We start from the raw sequence: 15,165 nt of genomic DNA, 5'->3' as shown, positions 1-15,165 counted from the left end.
CGAGGGCACGGAGGGGCTGGCCGAGGACGAGCTCGCCGCCCTGGTCACCCGCAAGGGGCTGATCGGCACCGCCGCGGTCTGACCGCCGACCGCACCGGGTGGTCGCCGTCCTCACCCCACAGCAGGAGGACGGCGACCGCACCGTGAGGACGGTGGTCCGCGGGTGGCTCAGGCGCGGGCGGCCAGCACCGAGCGGTAGACCTCCACCGTCTGCGCGGCGATCGCCGGCCAGCCGAACTCGGCCAGCACCCGCTCCCGACCGGCCACCCCCATCGCCGCGGCCCGCGCCGGGTCGGCGAGCAGCTCGCTGGTCCGCGCGGCCAGCCCCGCGGCGAACGCGGCCGGGTCGGAGGGGGCGTAGGGCACCAACAGCCCGGTGCGGCCGTCGTCGACGACCTCCGGGATGCCGCCGACGGCGCTGGCGACGACGGCCGTCCCGCACGCGGCCGCCTCGAGGTTCACGATGCCCAGCGGCTCGTACACCGACGGGACGACGAACACCGTCGCGCCGGTGATGAGCGGCACCAGTTGCTGGCGGGGCAGCATCTGCTCGATCCAGACGATCCCCGATCGGCGGGTCTGCAGCTCGGCCACGGCGTCGGCGACCTGCGCGCGCTCGGTCGGGGTGTCCGCGGCACCGGCGCACAGCACCAGCCCGGCCTCGGCCGGCAGCTGCTCGGCGGCGGCCAGCAGATGCATCAACCCCTTCTGCCGGGTGATCCGGCCGACGAACAACGCGTAGGGCCGGTCGGGGTCCACGCCCAGGGAGCGGACGACGTCCGGCGCCTCGACCGGGCGGTAGGCCTGGGCGTCCACCCCGTTGCCGACGACGACGACCTTCGCCGGGTCCAGGTCGGGGTAGACCTCCAGCACGTCGGCGCGCATGCCACGGCTCACCGCGATCACCGCGTCGGCGGAGGCGTACGCCGTGCGCTCGACCCACGAGGACAACCGGTAGCCCCCGCCCAGCTGGTCGGCCTTCCACGGCCGGCGCGGCTCGAGGGAGTGCGCGGTGACCACGTGCCCGCTGCCGTGCACCAGGGCGGCCAGGTGCCCCGCGTGGTTGGCGTACCAGGTGTGCGAGTGGACCAGGTCGGCGTCGGCGAGGGCGGCGGCGATCTCCACGTCGGTGCCCACCGCCTGCAGCGCGCCGTTGGCCGACTGCAGGCCGGGAGGCACCCCGTGTCCGGTCGCGTCCGCGCGGGGCGCGCCGAAGCAGTGGACGTCGAGGTCGGGCGCGTCGGGCAGCCCGCGCAGGGCCGCCACGAGGTGTTCGACGTGCACACCTGCCCCGCCGTAGACGTCTGGCGGCCATTCCCGGGTCACGACTCCGACGCGCACGGCATCACCCTAGGTGGTGGGCGGGGCCGCAGATGGCGCGTCGGGCGGGAATACCGGTTACGTTGCGTCCATGCGTGGCGGTCCTCGAGTTCTTGGCATCGTGCTCGCCGGCGGCGAGGGGAAGCGTCTGGCGCCCCTGACCCAGGACAGGGCGAAGCCGGCCGTGCCCTTCGGCGGCAACTACCGGCTCATCGACTTCGTGCTCTCCAACCTGGTGAACGCCGACATTCGGCGGATCGCGGTGCTCACCCAGTACAAGAGCCACTCGCTGGACCGGCACATCACCACGGTCTGGCGGATGTCCACCCTGCTCGGCAGCTACATCACCCCCGTCCCGGCGCAGCAGCGGTTGGGCCCGCGGTGGTACACCGGCAGCGCCGACGCGATCTTCCAGAGCCTCAACCTGATCTACGACGACCGCCCCGAGATCGTCGTCGTCTTCGGTGCCGATCACGTGTACCGGATGGACCCGGCGCAGATGATCGACCAGCACCTGCAGACCGGTGCCGCCGTCACCGTCGCCGGGCTCCGGGTGCGCCGCAAGGAGGCCACCGAGTTCGGCGTCATCGACGCCGATGCCGACGGCAGGGTGCGCGGGTTCCTGGAGAAGCCGGCCGACCCGCCGGGTCTGCCCGGCTCACCGGACGAGAGCTTCGCCTCGATGGGCAACTACGTCTTCAGCACCGACGCGCTGCTGGAGGCGCTGCGCGCCGACGCCGAGGACGATGACTCGGCCCACGACATGGGCGGGTCGATCATGCCGATGATGGCCGACGCCGGCAGCGCCTACGTCTACGACTTCAGCACCAACGTCGTCCCCGGGGCCACCGAGCGCGACCACGGCTACTGGCGCGATGTCGGGACGATGGACTCCTACTACGACGCGCACATGGACCTGCGGTCGGTGACCCCGATCTTCAACCTCTACAACGACCGCTGGCCGATCTACACCCTGCCGCCGCAGTTCCCCCCGGCCAAGTTCGTGCTCGGCGGCCGGGCCGAGGAGTCGATGGTCAGCGCCGGGGTCATCATCGGTGGCGGGGCGGTGCTCGGGTCGGTCGTCTCGCCCGGCGTCCGGATGGAGAGCGGCTCCCGGGTCGAGGACAGCGTGCTGATGGACGGCGTGCACATCGGTGAGGGCGCCGTCGTCCGGCGGGCGATCCTGGACAAGAACGTCATCGTCCCGCCGTGGGCCCGGATCGGGGTCGACCTCGACGCCGACCGCGAGCGGTACCACGTGAGCGCCGGCGGCGTGACGGTGCTCGGCAAGGGCACCCGCGCGATCGTCTAAAGGCCCCGTCCAGAGGCTCGCCCCGAGCTGGCGAGGGGTGAGCGGGACGGGGCCCGTCGTCAGCGGCGCTTGGAGGCGACCAGCAGGCCGGTGCCGATCGGCAGCACCGCAGAGATGAGCGTCTCGTCCTCGCGGACGGTGCGCGCGACCTCCCGCCAGGCCATCGACTGCGGATCGCGGGCGGAGCGGTCGGCGATCTTGCCGTCCTCGAGCACGCCGCAGCACACCAGTGAGCCGCCGGCCCGCACCAGCCCGAGCAGCACGGCGAGGTGCTCGGACCAGTCGGCGGGCGGACCGGAGCAGGTGACCAGGTCGTAGGCCTCCGACGACAGCCGGGGCAGCACCTCCGCCGCGGTGCCGAAGATCAGCCGGGTGCGGGAGCGGGCGATCCCGGCGTCGCCGAACGCCCGCCGTGCGGCACGCAGCTCGGCCGGGTCGCCGTCCAGGACGGTGAGGACGCCGTCGGATCGCATGCCGCGCAGCAGCCACAGCCCGGTGACCCCGCTGCCGCTGCCCAGCGACACGACGGCGCGGGCGTCGACGCTGGCGGCGAGCACGGCCAGCACCGCACCGACCGCGGGCTCGACCGGTTCCGCGGTGCCGGACGTCTCTGCCGACGTGACCGCCCGGTGCCGGGCCGCGGCCTGGGCGGGGGACTCCGCGGCGAACCCGTCGGCGTAGCCGGCCGCGTCCTGCCGGGATCCACCGGGGGGCGGCGGTCCGGCGGCGCTGGTCACCCGACGAGGGTAGTGGGCCACCCGGGCGGCGTCCTCCGCGCGGGGCCAGCCTGTCAACTCCCTGTGGACGGCGGGGCCCGGGAACACCGGCCCGCCCACCGCCCGTTGATCAGGACGTGCGTCTCTCGCGTGCCACTCGCCCCGGTTCCACCGCCACCCCAGGTGGGGAGGAGAAGCGGGCTGCCGTCTGCGATCCTGATGTCGTGTCCTCCCCGAGCGCCGCGACCGGTCAGCCGCCGCTGACCCCTGCGTCGCCCGCCCCCGCCACGCCGCCCACCGGCGCCGCCGACAGCTGGGTCGCCCCCACGTGGGAACAGGTGGTGCGCGACCACTCGGCGCGCGTCTACCGGCTGGCCTACCGGCTCTCGGGCAACCAGCAGGACGCCGAGGACCTCACCCAGGACACCTTCGTCCGGGTGTTCCGCTCGCTGGCCGACTTCTCGCCGGGCACCTTCGAGGGCTGGCTGCACCGGATCACCACCAACCTGTTCCTCGACATGGTCCGGCGCCGGCAGCGGATCCGCTTCGACGCCCTCCCCGAGGACACCGAGCGGCTGCCCGGCGCGGCGCCGTCCCCCGAGCAGGTCTACGCCGACACGCACCTCGACCCGCAGGTGCAGGCCGCGCTCGATGCGCTCTCGCCGGAGTTCCGGGTTGCCGTTGTCCTCTGTGACATCGAGGGCCTCACGTACGAGGAGATCGCCGCGACCCTGGGCATCAAGCTCGGCACGGTCCGCAGCCGCATCCACCGCGGTCGGGTGCAGCTCCGCGAGGCCCTCGCCCACCTGGCGCCCAACCGGGGCCCCGTCGAGGTGTCCGCGTCGTGAGCATCCCGGAGAGCCACCTGGCCCAGGAGGCCATCGCCGCACTCGTCGACGGTGAGCTCTCCGGCGGCGCCGCCGGCCGCGCGGGCCGCCACCTCACCGGCTGCCTCCAGTGCCGGCTGGCCGTGAGTGCCCAGCGCGAGGCGAAGGCCGCGCTGCAGGGGCCCGAGGACGTCGCTGTCCCCGGTGACCTGATGTCCCGCCTCCGGGCCATCCCGTTCACCGCGGAGATGCCCTCCGGCGGGTCGTTCGGCGGCACGCTGACCGCCGGCCGCGACGGTCTCACCAGCACCGACTCCGGTGGCGCCTGGTCCATCCCGCTCGCCGCCGAGCCCACCGGGCCGGCGGCGCCGGCCTCCCACCACCGCTGGCTGCGCCGCGGGATGACGGGCGCGCTGGCCGGTATCGGCATCGGGGTGGCGGTCCTCGCCGTCGGTCTGCCCGCCGGCGACCGCCCGGCCGACGACGTGCCGCCGCCCGGCTCGCTGGCCGGTGCCGTGCGCCAGCCCCCGCCCGACGAGCGCACCGAGATCGTGCCCCCCGTGGTGCGCACCCTCACCGTCGGCACCACCACGGGGTCGCCCTCCGGCGGGACGCCCTGAGCGAGGCCACCGGCACCGACCCGACCCGCCCGGACCCAGCTGCGGAGCGGGCCGGTAGCGCGCCACCGGCCAGCGAGCCCGACGCCGCCTATGCCCGGCCGGCCGGCGCCACGGGCACCTTCGACCTGCCGCCGGAGCGTCCGGTGCCGCGGCCACCCACCGCGCAGCCTCCGCCGCCCGGCGAGCAGGCCGCCTTCGGCCGGCCCGCCGCGGTGGGCGGTTCCTTCGCCACCGACCGGCCGGCGCCCGCCCCGCGCCCGCTGCCGCCGCCGCCGCCGGAGGCCGTGCTCCGCGCGTTCGCCCCCCGCGACGGTGCCCGCGGCCTGGGCGAGCCGCCCGGCGGTCGCCGTTCCTCCCGCCGGACCGCCTCCGGTCCGTGGTGGAAGGCCGACGCAGCCGCCGACCCGTGGCGCGATCCGCACGCACCGGCCGGCCTGGGCGCCCCCGCGCAGTACCCGGCCGACCCGGCGCCGGGACCGGTCGTCGTCGACGAGCCCGGTCGGGGGCGGCTGCGGGTCCGCGACGTCTCCATCCGGCTGGGCGCCCTGGTCCTGATGGCACTGGTGTTCGTCGCCGCTGTCGGCGGCACGCTGGGCTGGTTCCTCGGCCGCACGGCCGATGAGCAGCCGTTGCTGGCGCCGGGCATCCAGCTCTCCGAAGTGACCCCCGGCCTGTCCCGGGAACCGGGGTCGGTGTCCGACATCGCCGCGCGGGTCACCCCGACGGTGGTCTCCGTCGAGGTCCGGCTGGCCAGCGCCGGGGCCACCGGCTCCGGCGTGGTGATCGACGCCGAGGGCGGCTACATCGTCACCAACAACCACGTCGTCTCGGGTGCCGACGGCGTCGAGGGCGCCGAGATCCGGGCGGTCTTCAGCGACGGCAGCGGATCCAGCGCCCGGATCGTCGGCCGTGACCCGGCCAGCGACATCGCCGTGCTCAAGGTCGACAAGCCCGGGCTGATCGCCGCGTCGCTGGGTACCGCCGACGACCTCGTCGTCGGCGACCCGGTGGTGGCCATCGGCTCACCCCTCGGGCTCGCGGGCACCGTCACCAGCGGGATCGTCAGTGCCCTGGACCGGCCGGTGCGGCTGTCCGGGCAGGGCAGCGACACCAACGCGGTGATCAACGCCGTCCAGACCGACGCCCCGATCAACCCGGGCAACTCCGGCGGTGCGCTGGTCGACGGCAGCGGGGCGCTCATCGGCATCAACACCGCGATCGCCTCGGTCAGCGGTGGCTCGTCGGGGCTCGGTTTCGCGATCCCCATCGACACCGTCCGCGACATCGCCGAGCAGCTCATCTCCACCGGCCAAGCGGTGCACGCCTCGCTCGGGGTCAACGCCCGCACGGTCACCGACGGCGCCCGCGACGGCGCCCTGGTGGTCAACGTGGAGCCGGGCAGCCCCGCTGCCGAGGCCGGCATCCAGGAGCAGGACGTGGTCATCGCCGTGGACGGCGAGAAGGTCGGTAGCTCGGAGGAGCTGGCCGTCGCCGTCGACGCGCACGCCCCGGGCGACACCGTCACCGTCGAGGTCGTGCGCGGCGGCGGTTCCCGCGAGGTGCAGGCGGTGCTCGAGGCGGCCTGAGAAAGGACCTCTCTGCCCCCCGCCGCTCGCAAGCTCGCGGCGGGTTACTGCAGAGAGGCCACCCTGGACGGGGCCGCCTCGGGCGGAGGAGCGCCGACTCCTGCCGTCCACCTGGCCGACCTACGCTGGACGACGGCCGCGGAGCGCGGCGACGTGCGAGGAGGATGCGTGTTCGACTCGATCGGCTGGGGCGAGATCGTCGTCCTGGGGCTCGCCGCGCTGTTCATCTTCGGCCCCGACCGGCTCCCGGGCCTCGCCAAGGACGCCGCCGGCGGCCTGAAGAAGGCCAAGGCCGCGATCACCGGCGTGCGCGGTCAGCTGCACGACAGCCTCGGCGACGACTTCGACCACCTGCGCGACCTGGACATCCGGCAGTACCACCCCAGGACGTTCATCCGCCAGCAGCTGCTCGACGACGAGGCGCCGCCGGTGCGCAGGGGCAGCGGCAGCGGGACGGCCGCCGCGGCCGCGACCGCCGGGCCCGCCGGCCGGGTCCGCGGGGCGGACGTGGCCCGCAGCCGCGACCGCGCCACCCCGCCGCCGTTCGACAGCGACGCGACGTAATTGCGACGCTGTCGCGTCGCACCGCGGCCAACGGCCGTTCCCGACAGCCGTTGAGCCGTTGCCCGCGTCCCCGGCGGAGAGCTGTGCACCTCGTCGTCCTGACGGACGACACCGCGATCAGCTGCCGTCCCCCGCTGAGCTGAGCCGTTGCCCGCGGCCCCGGCGGAAGCCCTCCGGGCCTCGCGCCGGGTCAGCGGAGGGCTGCGCCCCACCGCTGGTGGCGTTCCCGGCTGGTACAGACGCGCAGCGGCCGGTCACCCCGGGTGGGGTGACCGGCCGCTGACGTGCGTGGGGCTACTTGCTCACCGGGGTCAGGCCCAGGGACATGCCGGACAGGCCGCGCGAGCGGACGGCGAGGCCGTCCGCGATCTTCTCCAGCGCCTGCGCGGCCGGGGCGTCGGGCTGGGCGAGCACGATCGGCGCACCGGAGTCGCCGGCCTCGCGCAGCCGGGTGTCCAGCGGAATCTGGCCCAGCAGCGGCACCCGGGCGCCCAGGGTCTTGGTCAGCGCGTCGGAGACGGCCTCGCCACCACCAGCGCCGAACAGCTCCATCCGGGAGCCGTCGGGCAGCTCCAGCCAGGACATGTTCTCGATGACGCCGACCACCTGCTGGTGGGTCTGGGTGGCGATCGCGCCGGCCCGCTCGGCCACCTCGGCGGCGGCCAGCTGCGGCGTCGTCACCACCAGGATCTCGGCGTTGGGCACCAGCTGCGCCACCGAGATCGCCACGTCACCGGTGCCCGGCGGGAGGTCGAGCAGCAACACGTCCAGGTCGCCCCACCACACGTCGGCGAGGAACTGCTGCAGCGCGCGGTGCAGCATCGGCCCACGCCACACCACCGGGGTGTTGCCGGGGGTGAACATCCCGATCGAGATGACCTTCACGCCGTACGACTGCGGCGGCATGATCATGTTGTCGACCTGGGTCGGTTTGTCGTCCACGCCCAGCATCCGCGGCACCGAGTGGCCGTAGATGTCGGCGTCGACCACGCCGACCGACAGGCCCTTCCTGGCCATCGCGGCGGCCAGGTTCACCGTGACGCTGGACTTGCCGACCCCGCCCTTGCCCGAGGCGACGGCGTAGACGCGGGTCAGCGAGCCGGGCTGGGCGAAGGGGATCACCGGGTCGGCGGCGTCGGTGCCGCGGACGGTCTTGCGCAGCTCGGTGCGCTGCTCGTCGCTCATCACGTCCAGGCCGACCTGCACCGACGTCACGCCGGGGACGGCACCGACGGCCTGGGTGACGCGGTTGGTGATCGTCTCGCGCATCGGGCAGCCGGCGACCGTCAGGTAGACCTCGATGCGCACCGCGCCCGGGTCGCCGCCGACCCCGATCTGGACGTCCTTGACCATGCCCAGCTCGGGCAGGGGACGGTTGATCTCGGGGTCCTGGACGGTGGCCAGGGCCGCGTTCACGGCATCGAGCGCCGGGGAACCGGTGAGCGTGTCGGGCATGCGGGGGATGTCTCCTTCGACGGGATGCCTGCGGATGGCGGGCGCCGACCAGCGGAAACCCACGCGCGAGCGTCTCCCACTGTACGGCCGATCCCGTCGGGGCCTCCGGGCCAGCGGTGTGACCCGGGCAACCCGGGTTCTCGGCCGGTACCGGTGGACAGGGATCCGCTGCCCGAGCCCTAGGGTCCGTCAGGTGCCTGATCCCGCGCGCTCGGCGACGCTGCGCGACGCCGTGGGCCTGGGCGCGGCCGTCGGTCTGTACGGCGTCGCCTTCGGGGCCGCCGCGGTCGGTGCCGGTCTGGACGTCTGGCAGGCCGGCGTGCTCTCGGCGCTGATGTTCACCGGCGCCTCGCAGTTCGCCCTGGTCGGCGTCCTCGGTGCCGGGGGTGGTCCGTTCGCCGCGCTGGGCAGCGCGCTGCTGCTGGGTACCCGTAACACCATCTACGGCGTCCGGCTGGTGCCACTGCTCGCGCCGCGCGGAGCGCTGCGCCGGGCGGGGGCTGCGCACTGGGTGATCGACGAGACGACGGCGATGGCGGTGGCCGCCCCCGACCGGGAGCTGGGCCGGCTGGCGTTCTGGGTCACCGGCGCGACGATCTACCTGGGCTGGAACGCCACGACGCTGGTCGGCGCGGTCAGTGCCGCCGCGCTGGGGGAGACCGCGCAGGCCGCGCTGGACTCCGTCGTGCCGGCGGCCTTCCTGGCGCTGCTGTGGCCGCGGCTGCGCCGCTCGGCCGCCGAGCCCGGCGCCCAGCGGCGGGTCGCGCTCGGTGGCGCGGTGATCGCGCTGGTCCTGACGCCGTTCGTACCGGCCGGGGTGCAGGTGGTGCTCGCGGTGGTCGCCGTCGGGTTGGCCGGCCGGCCCCGGCGGGCGGCGGCGGGTGCGGCATGAGCGACGGGACGCTGTGGGCCGTCGTGCTCGCCGGTTCGCTGGGCTGCTACCTGCTGAAGCTGGCCGGATTGTCGGTACCCGCGGCCTGGGTGGAACAGCCGTGGGTGTCCCGGGTCGTGGACTTCGTGCCCGCGGCGCTGCTGGCCGCGCTGGTCGCGGTGCAGGCGGCCACCTCGGGCAGCGCGGTCGTGCTGGACGGGCGGCTGGTCGGGCTGGCGGTTGCCGCGCTGGCACTGGCGCTGCGGGCGCCGTTCATCGTCGTCCTGGTGCTGGCCGGCGGAGCCGGTGCGCTGGTGCACGCCGTCGGCGGCTGATCCCGGACGACGAGCTGCCGTGGCCCCGGGGGCGGGGCCACGGCAGCTGGTCGATCAGGGGCTGGATCAGTGCGCGAGCGGCAGCTGCGCCTGCTCCTCGGCCAGCCGCTCCGCACCCGACGTGGTCTTCAGCGGCTTCTCCTTGATGAACAGCACGACCAGCAGGGCCAGCGCGGCCAGCGGGGTGGCGATCAAGAACAGCTCGGCGGTGGCGTTGCCGTAGGCGTCCTGCACCACGACCGCGACCTCCGGCGGGAGCGTGGAGATGTCGGGGACCGCGGTCTCGCCGCCCTCGGAGCCGCCACCGAGCACGCTGAGGTCACTGGCCACCCGGCCGGCGAGCACCGCGCCGAGCACGCTGACGCCGATGGTGCCGCCGAGGCTGCGGAAGAACGACAGCACGGACGTCGCCGAGCCCAGCTCACGGGCCGGGACGTCGTTCTGCGCCGCGAGGACGAGGTTCTGCATGAGCAGCCCGACGCCGACGCCGAGCACGACCATGAAGGTGCCGAGCATCCAGATCGGGGTCTGCGCGTCGATCGTGGCCAGCAGCCCGAAGCCGAGCGTCATCAGGATCCCGCCCGCGACGAGGAACCGCTTCCAGGTGCCGGTCCTGGTGATCAGCGCACCGGCCACCGTCGAGGAGACCAGCAGGCCGCCGATCATCGGCAGCGAGAGCAGCCCGGCCTCGGTGGGGGAGTAGCCCAGCGAGATCTGGAAGTACTGCGACAGGAACACCGTGCCGCCGAACATCGCGATGCCGACCAGGGCACTGGCAAGCGTGGTGAGGGCGACCGTGCGGTTGCGGAAGATGTCCAGCGGGATGACCGGCTCGGCCACCTTGGACTCGACGAGCACGGCCAGCGCCAGCAGCGCCACGGAGGCGCCGACCATCAGCGCGGTCGTTCCGGACAGCCAGTCGAAGTCGTTGCCGGCCAGGGTCACCCAGATGAGCAGGGTGCTGACCCCGGCGGTGATCAGCAGCGCGCCGAGCCAGTCGATCTGCACGTCGCCGCGCCGGACCTGCTTCAGCTTCAGCGTCTTCTGCAGCAGCACGATCGCGAGCAGCGCGAACGGCACGCCCATGAAGAAGCACCAGCGCCAGCCCAGCCACGAGGTGTCGACGATGACGCCGCCGATCAGCGGCCCGGCGACGGTGGCGACGGCGAACACGGCGCCGAAGATGCCGGCGTAGCGGCCCAGCTCGCGCGGCGGGATCATCGCCGCCATCACGATCTGGACGAGCGCGGTGAGGCCACCGGCGCCGACGCCCTGGATGACGCGGGCGACGATGAGCGTCTCGGTGTCCTGGGCGAACCCGGCCAGCAGCGAGCCGGCGACGAACAGCCCCAGGGAGAGCTGGACCAGCAGCTTCTGGCTGACCAGGTCGGCGAGCTTGCCCCACAGCGGCACGCTCGCGGTCATCGCCAGCAGCTCCGCGGTGACGACCCAGGTGTAGATGGACTGGCTGCCACCCAGGTCGGCGATGATCACCGGCAGGGCGTTGGAGACGACGGTCGCGGCCAGGATGGCGACGAAGATGCCCATCATCAGGCCGGAGAGCGCCTGCAGGACCTCCCGTCGGCTCATCGCGGCCTGGGTGCTGGCCGCCCCGGCGGTACCGGTCTCGGCGGTCGTGGTCATGGTGCTCCTGTCGGTGGGGATGGCCGTGCGGGTGGGGATGGCAGTGCGGGTGGGGATGGCAGTGCGGGTGGGAACGGCGGTTCAGCCGGCCGGCGGAGGCGCCGGCAGGCCGCCGGCCAGGGCGCGCAGCGCCTCGTCGGCCAGCGTGGTCAGCGGGGTGGCGCCGTCCTGGAGGTGCCAGCGGCCCAGCACCACCCGCACGGTGGCGGAGAGGACGGCGGCCAGCAGGGCGGGGTGGAGATCGGCCTCGACGTCCTGGCCGGTGCGCTCGGCGATGGCCTGGGCGAGCTCGCGCTCGTCGGTGGCGCCCATCTCGACCAGCCGGGGGAGCAGCGACGGGTTGCCCAGCACGACGGTCATCCGGTTGCGCAGCGCGCCCGGGTCGGTCTCCAGGTCGGCCAGCTCGTCGTGCAGCGCGGCCCGGACGGCGTCGAGCACCGCGATGTCCGCCGGCTGGTCCCGCAGCCGGGCGGACAGCCGCGGCTGGTCGTCCCCGCCGGGGAGCAGCAGCGCCTCCTCCTTGGCGGAGAAGTGGTTGAAGAACGTCCGGTAGGAGACGCCGGCGGCGTCGGTGATCGCCTCGACGGTGACCTGCTCCCAGCCGCGGTCGGCCGCCAGCCGGAGGGTGGCGTCGGCCAGCGCGGAGCGGGTGTCCGCCTTCTTCCGCTCGCGTAGTCCCCGTTCCGCCACGGAAAGGAGAATCCACCGTCACTGCACACTGTGCAAGCTTGCACAGTGTGCAGCTCATCACCGGCGCCGGCGCGGCACACCACCGGCGGTCCGGAGCAGTCGCACCATCGACCGATGGCTACCACGCGGGCACGGACGGCTGATCCGGAGCGCCCAGGTGCGGCGGCGGGCAGCCTCTTCGTGGTCGGCGGGCTGCCCGGCGTGGGCAAGACGACGGTCGCCCGGGCCCTGGCCGGCCGGCTCGGCGCCGCCCACCTGCGGATCGATGCCTTCGAGGCGGCGCTCCTCCGGCAGGGCCTCGTCCCGACGCCGGCGGACGTCGGGGCACACGGGTACGTCCTCGCACTGGCGGCCGCCGACACCTGCCTGGCCGCCGGCACCGACGTGGTCGTCGACGCGGTGTTCCCGGTCGCCGCCTCTCGTCGGCCGTTCCGCGACCTGGCGGTCCGGCGCGACGCACCGGTGCACTGGGTGCGGCTGATCTGCACCGACCCGGTCGAGCACCGGCGCCGGGTGGAGCAGCGGGCGGCCGACCTATCCGGGCACGTCGTCCCGGACTGGACGGCGGTGCAGCACCGCGACGTCGACCAGTGGCACGAGCGGCACACCATCGTCGACACCGTGACCGGCGACCCGCTGGCCGCCGTGCTGGCCGCGGTCGGGGCTACAGGCCGCCGGCCACCCGGAGCACCGCTCCGGTGACGTAGGACGCCTCGGGCCCCAGCAGCCAGGCGATCGCGGCGGCCGGCTCCTCCGGCTCGCCCGGCCGCCCGGCCGGGATGCGCGCGACCACGCGCCCGAGCCGGCCCGGATCGCCGGCGTCGGCGTGGATGCCGGTGCGGACCAGGCCGGGGGCCACGGCGTTGACCCGGATGCCGTCGTCGGCGAGTTCCTTGGCCAGCCCCACCGTGAGCGCATCCACGCCGGCCTTCGCCGCGGCGTAGTGCACGTACTCGTGCGGCGCGCCGAGGGTGGCGGCCGAGGAGGAGACGTTGACGATCGCGCCACCGGGGCCACCGTGGCGGGTGGAGAGCACGCGGGCCGCGGCCCGCACGCACAGCACCGGCCCCACGAGGTTGACGTCGATCACCGAGCGGACGACCGCGACCGGGGTGTCGGCCAGGTCGCCGACGTGCAGCGTCGCACCCGCGTTGTTGACCAGCCCGGTGACCGGGCCCAGTTCCGCGGCGGCATCGGCGAAGAGCCGGTCGACGTCGTCCTCGCGGGTCACGTCGGCGGCCACCACCAGACAGCGCCCGCCGGCGGCGCGGACCCGCCGGGCCACGGTCTCGGCGTCGGCGGGGGAGCGCCGGTGGTTGACCACGACGGCGTGCCCGGCGGCGGCCAGCCGCACGGCGGTCGCTGCACCGATGCCCCGGCTGGCGCCGGTGACGACGGTGACCGGCCGGCCGGCGGCGCTCATCCGGGAACCCCGTCGGGAGCGGCGTCGCGGCGCTTCTTCCCGCCCTTCTTCCGGCGGTCCGCGCCGTCGTCCTCCGGGTCCTCGGGCACCAGCCGGCTCAGCTCGCTGCGGATGAAGTCGCGGGTGGCCAGCTCACCGACCGACACCCGCAGCGAGGCCAGCTCGCGGGCGAGGTACTCGGTGTCGGCGCGGGTGCTCGCCGACCGCGCCCGGTCCTCCTCGGACTGCACTCGGTCGCGGTCGGCCTGCCGGTTCTGGGCCAGCAGGATCAGCGGCGCGGCGTAGGCGGCCTGGGTGGAGAAGGCCAGGTTGAGCAGGATGAAGGGGTAGGGGTCCCAGCGCAGGTTGACCGCGGCCACGTTCAACACGATCCAGATGATGACGATCAGCGTCTGGACGGCGAGGAACCGGCCGGTGCCCAGGAAGCGGGCGATCCCCTCGGCGAAGCGCCCCACCGCGTCGGGGTCCAGCCGCAGGAAGCTGCCCACCCCACGGGCCCCGCGGGGCTGGTCCAGCCGCAGGTCGGCACGCCGCTCGGCGTCAGCCACGGCGGGCCCGCTCGCGCCAGTCGTCGGGCAGCAGGTGGTCCAGGACGTCGTCGACGCTGACCGCGCCCACCAGCCGGCCCTGCGGGTCGACGACCGGGGCGGCCACCAGGTTGTAGGTGGCGAAGTAGCGGGTCACCTCGCCCAGCGGGGCCTCGGGGTGCAGCGGCTCGAGGTCGTCGAGCACGCCACTGACCAGGGTCGACGGAGGTTCCCGGAGCAGTCGCTGGATGTGCGCCAGCCCGAGGTAGCGGCCGGTGGGGGTGCCCGAGGGCGGGCGGCAGACGTAGACCTGGCTGGCCAGCGAGGGGGTCAGCTCGGGGGCGCGTACCCGGGCCAGCGCCTCGGCGATCGTCGCGTCCGGGGTGAGGATCACCGGCTCGCTGGTCATGATTCCGCCGGCGGTGTCCTCGGAGTACTTCAGCAGCTGGCGGACGGGCTCCGCCTCGTCGGGCTCCATGAGCTCCAGCAGCCGGTTGCGGTCGACGTTCGACAGCTCCGACAGCAGGTCGGCGGCGTCGTCGGGGTCCATCACCTCGAGGACGTCGGCCGCCCGGCCCTCCTCCAGGGTGCCGAGGATGACGATCTGCTCGCCCCCCGGCAGCTCGCCGAGCACGTCGGCCAGCCGCTGGTCGTCCATCGCCTCGGCGACCTCGTGCCGCCGCTTGATGGGCAGGTCCTGCAGGGCGTGCGCGGCGTCGGCGGCGTTCAGCTCCCGGTAGGTGGCGATGAGCGTCTCGGCGCTCTGCCGGGTCTGCGGCAGGGCGAGCCCGCTGATCTCGTCCCAGGCGAACTGGTGCAGCTGCCCGCGCCGGCCCAGCCGGCCGGGCTCCTGGACGGCGAGCCGGGAGAGCACCCAGTCGCCGGTGCGGGTCTGCTCGATCGCCGCGTCGACGACGGTGGCCGGCCGGCCGGTCTCGCTGATCGTCACCGAGCGGTCGAGCAGCTCGCCGAGCACCAGCGTCTCGCCGGCGCGCTGCTCGAAGCGCTTGAGGTTGAGCGTGCCCGAGGACAGCACCACGGAGCTGGCGTCCATCCCGGTGACCCGGCCGATGGGGCAGAAGATCCGGCGGCGGGCGACGACCTCGATGATCATGCCCAGGGCGCGGGGCGGTGCGGTGCCCACCCGCAGCGCCACGACGACGTCGCGCACCTTGCCGACCCGGTCGCCGTTGGGGTCGAAGACGGGGAGCCCCGCGATCCGCGAGACGTACGCCCTCGTCACCGTCGTCACGACTGGGAAGGCTACCGCCGCCG

16 protein-coding genes are annotated in these 15,165 nt (G+C 74.5%); 8 read left to right on the top strand and 8 right to left on the bottom strand.

Going from position 1 to position 15,165, the window contains the following annotated elements; all coding sequences use genetic code 11:
* Positions 1-168: 168 nt before the first annotated feature.
* A complete protein-coding gene (gene glgA, locus ACYVG5_RS06985; RefSeq protein WP_222046137.1) occupies positions 169-1,341 on the bottom strand; it encodes a glycogen synthase in 1,173 nt (390 codons plus the stop codon).
* A gap of 70 nt (positions 1,342-1,411) precedes the next feature.
* Here glgA and glgC point away from each other — a divergent pair, with 70 nt between their 5' ends.
* The gene (glgC, locus tag ACYVG5_RS06980) at positions 1,412-2,632 is read left to right on the top strand and encodes a glucose-1-phosphate adenylyltransferase (protein WP_222046135.1); all 1,221 of its coding nucleotides are present in this window, start codon (positions 1,412-1,414) and stop codon (positions 2,630-2,632) included.
* A 59-nt stretch (positions 2,633-2,691) separates the two neighbouring features.
* Here the strand turns inward: glgC and ACYVG5_RS06975 are convergent, their stop codons facing one another.
* Positions 2,692-3,369 carry a class I SAM-dependent methyltransferase gene (locus ACYVG5_RS06975; RefSeq protein WP_222046133.1) on the bottom strand — a complete coding sequence of 226 codons (678 nt, stop codon included), beginning with the start codon at positions 3,367-3,369 and terminating at the stop codon, positions 2,692-2,694.
* A 203-nt stretch (positions 3,370-3,572) separates the two neighbouring features.
* Here ACYVG5_RS06975 and sigE point away from each other — a divergent pair, with 203 nt between their 5' ends.
* From sigE to ACYVG5_RS06955, 4 genes are all read left to right on the top strand, one after another.
* Positions 3,573-4,196, top strand: coding sequence for an RNA polymerase sigma factor SigE (gene sigE / locus ACYVG5_RS06970; protein ID WP_460683052.1), 624 nt, complete (start codon positions 3,573-3,575; stop codon positions 4,194-4,196).
* On the top strand, positions 4,193-4,795 hold the full coding sequence (locus tag ACYVG5_RS06965; protein WP_222046131.1) for an anti-sigma factor family protein: 603 nt from the start codon (positions 4,193-4,195) through the stop codon (positions 4,793-4,795). The genes sigE and ACYVG5_RS06965 overlap by 4 nt, the downstream gene beginning before the upstream one ends.
* A 143-nt stretch (positions 4,796-4,938) precedes the next feature.
* The gene (locus ACYVG5_RS06960; RefSeq protein ID WP_460683051.1) at positions 4,939-6,381 is read left to right on the top strand and encodes a S1C family serine protease; all 1,443 of its coding nucleotides are present in this window, start codon (positions 4,939-4,941) and stop codon (positions 6,379-6,381) included.
* Between the two features lie 168 nt (positions 6,382-6,549).
* Positions 6,550-6,945 (top strand): twin-arginine translocase TatA/TatE family subunit, encoded by a 396-nt coding sequence (locus ACYVG5_RS06955; RefSeq protein WP_222046130.1) that lies wholly within the window; start codon positions 6,550-6,552, stop codon positions 6,943-6,945.
* 294 nt (positions 6,946-7,239) lie between these two features.
* On the opposite strand, the gene ACYVG5_RS06950 is transcribed toward ACYVG5_RS06955, so the two are convergent.
* Positions 7,240-8,400 (bottom strand): Mrp/NBP35 family ATP-binding protein, encoded by a 1,161-nt coding sequence (locus tag ACYVG5_RS06950; protein ID WP_222046128.1) that lies wholly within the window; start codon positions 8,398-8,400, stop codon positions 7,240-7,242.
* A gap of 193 nt (positions 8,401-8,593) precedes the next feature.
* Between ACYVG5_RS06950 and ACYVG5_RS06945 the strand changes: the two genes are divergently transcribed.
* Positions 8,594-9,292, top strand: a complete 699-nt coding sequence (locus ACYVG5_RS06945) for an AzlC family ABC transporter permease (protein WP_460683050.1) — start codon at positions 8,594-8,596, stop codon at positions 9,290-9,292.
* Positions 9,289-9,606 carry an AzlD domain-containing protein gene (locus tag ACYVG5_RS06940; RefSeq protein WP_222046124.1) on the top strand — a complete coding sequence of 106 codons (318 nt, stop codon included), beginning with the start codon at positions 9,289-9,291 and terminating at the stop codon, positions 9,604-9,606. Before ACYVG5_RS06945 ends, ACYVG5_RS06940 begins: the two co-directional genes overlap by 4 nt.
* 66 nt (positions 9,607-9,672) lie before the next feature.
* On the opposite strand, the gene ACYVG5_RS06935 is transcribed toward ACYVG5_RS06940, so the two are convergent.
* Both ACYVG5_RS06935 and ACYVG5_RS06930 read right to left on the bottom strand, forming a co-directional pair.
* Complete coding sequence (locus ACYVG5_RS06935; protein ID WP_222046122.1) at positions 9,673-11,250, bottom strand: MDR family MFS transporter; 1,578 nt, start codon at positions 11,248-11,250, stop codon at positions 9,673-9,675.
* 81 nt (positions 11,251-11,331) lie between these two features.
* Complete coding sequence (locus ACYVG5_RS06930) at positions 11,332-11,940, bottom strand: TetR/AcrR family transcriptional regulator (protein WP_222046120.1); 609 nt, start codon at positions 11,938-11,940, stop codon at positions 11,332-11,334.
* 114 nt (positions 11,941-12,054) lie between these two features.
* Here ACYVG5_RS06930 and ACYVG5_RS06925 point away from each other — a divergent pair, with 114 nt between their 5' ends.
* The gene (locus ACYVG5_RS06925; protein ID WP_222046118.1) at positions 12,055-12,642 is read left to right on the top strand and encodes an ATP-binding protein; all 588 of its coding nucleotides are present in this window, start codon (positions 12,055-12,057) and stop codon (positions 12,640-12,642) included.
* On the opposite strand, the gene ACYVG5_RS06920 is transcribed toward ACYVG5_RS06925, so the two are convergent.
* Genes ACYVG5_RS06920 through ACYVG5_RS06910 form a run of 3 tightly spaced genes read right to left on the bottom strand, consistent with a single transcriptional unit; the run spans position 12,605 to position 15,142 of the window.
* On the bottom strand, positions 12,605-13,363 hold the full coding sequence (locus tag ACYVG5_RS06920; RefSeq protein WP_222046116.1) for an SDR family oxidoreductase: 759 nt from the start codon (positions 13,361-13,363) through the stop codon (positions 12,605-12,607). The two genes, ACYVG5_RS06925 and ACYVG5_RS06920, sit on opposite strands and share 38 nt — an antisense overlap.
* Positions 13,360-13,911, bottom strand: coding sequence for a DUF1003 domain-containing protein (locus ACYVG5_RS06915; protein ID WP_222046114.1), 552 nt, complete (start codon positions 13,909-13,911; stop codon positions 13,360-13,362). The genes ACYVG5_RS06920 and ACYVG5_RS06915 overlap by 4 nt, the downstream gene beginning before the upstream one ends.
* Positions 13,904-15,142 (bottom strand): magnesium transporter MgtE N-terminal domain-containing protein, encoded by a 1,239-nt coding sequence (locus ACYVG5_RS06910; RefSeq protein ID WP_222046113.1) that lies wholly within the window; start codon positions 15,140-15,142, stop codon positions 13,904-13,906. The genes ACYVG5_RS06915 and ACYVG5_RS06910 overlap by 8 nt, the downstream gene beginning before the upstream one ends.
* Positions 15,143-15,165 lie beyond the last annotated feature (23 nt).

The organism is Modestobacter lapidis (genome assembly GCF_054780755.1).
Note: the sequence above shows the minus strand (reverse complement) of the source record. Positions and strands in the feature narration are given on the sequence as shown.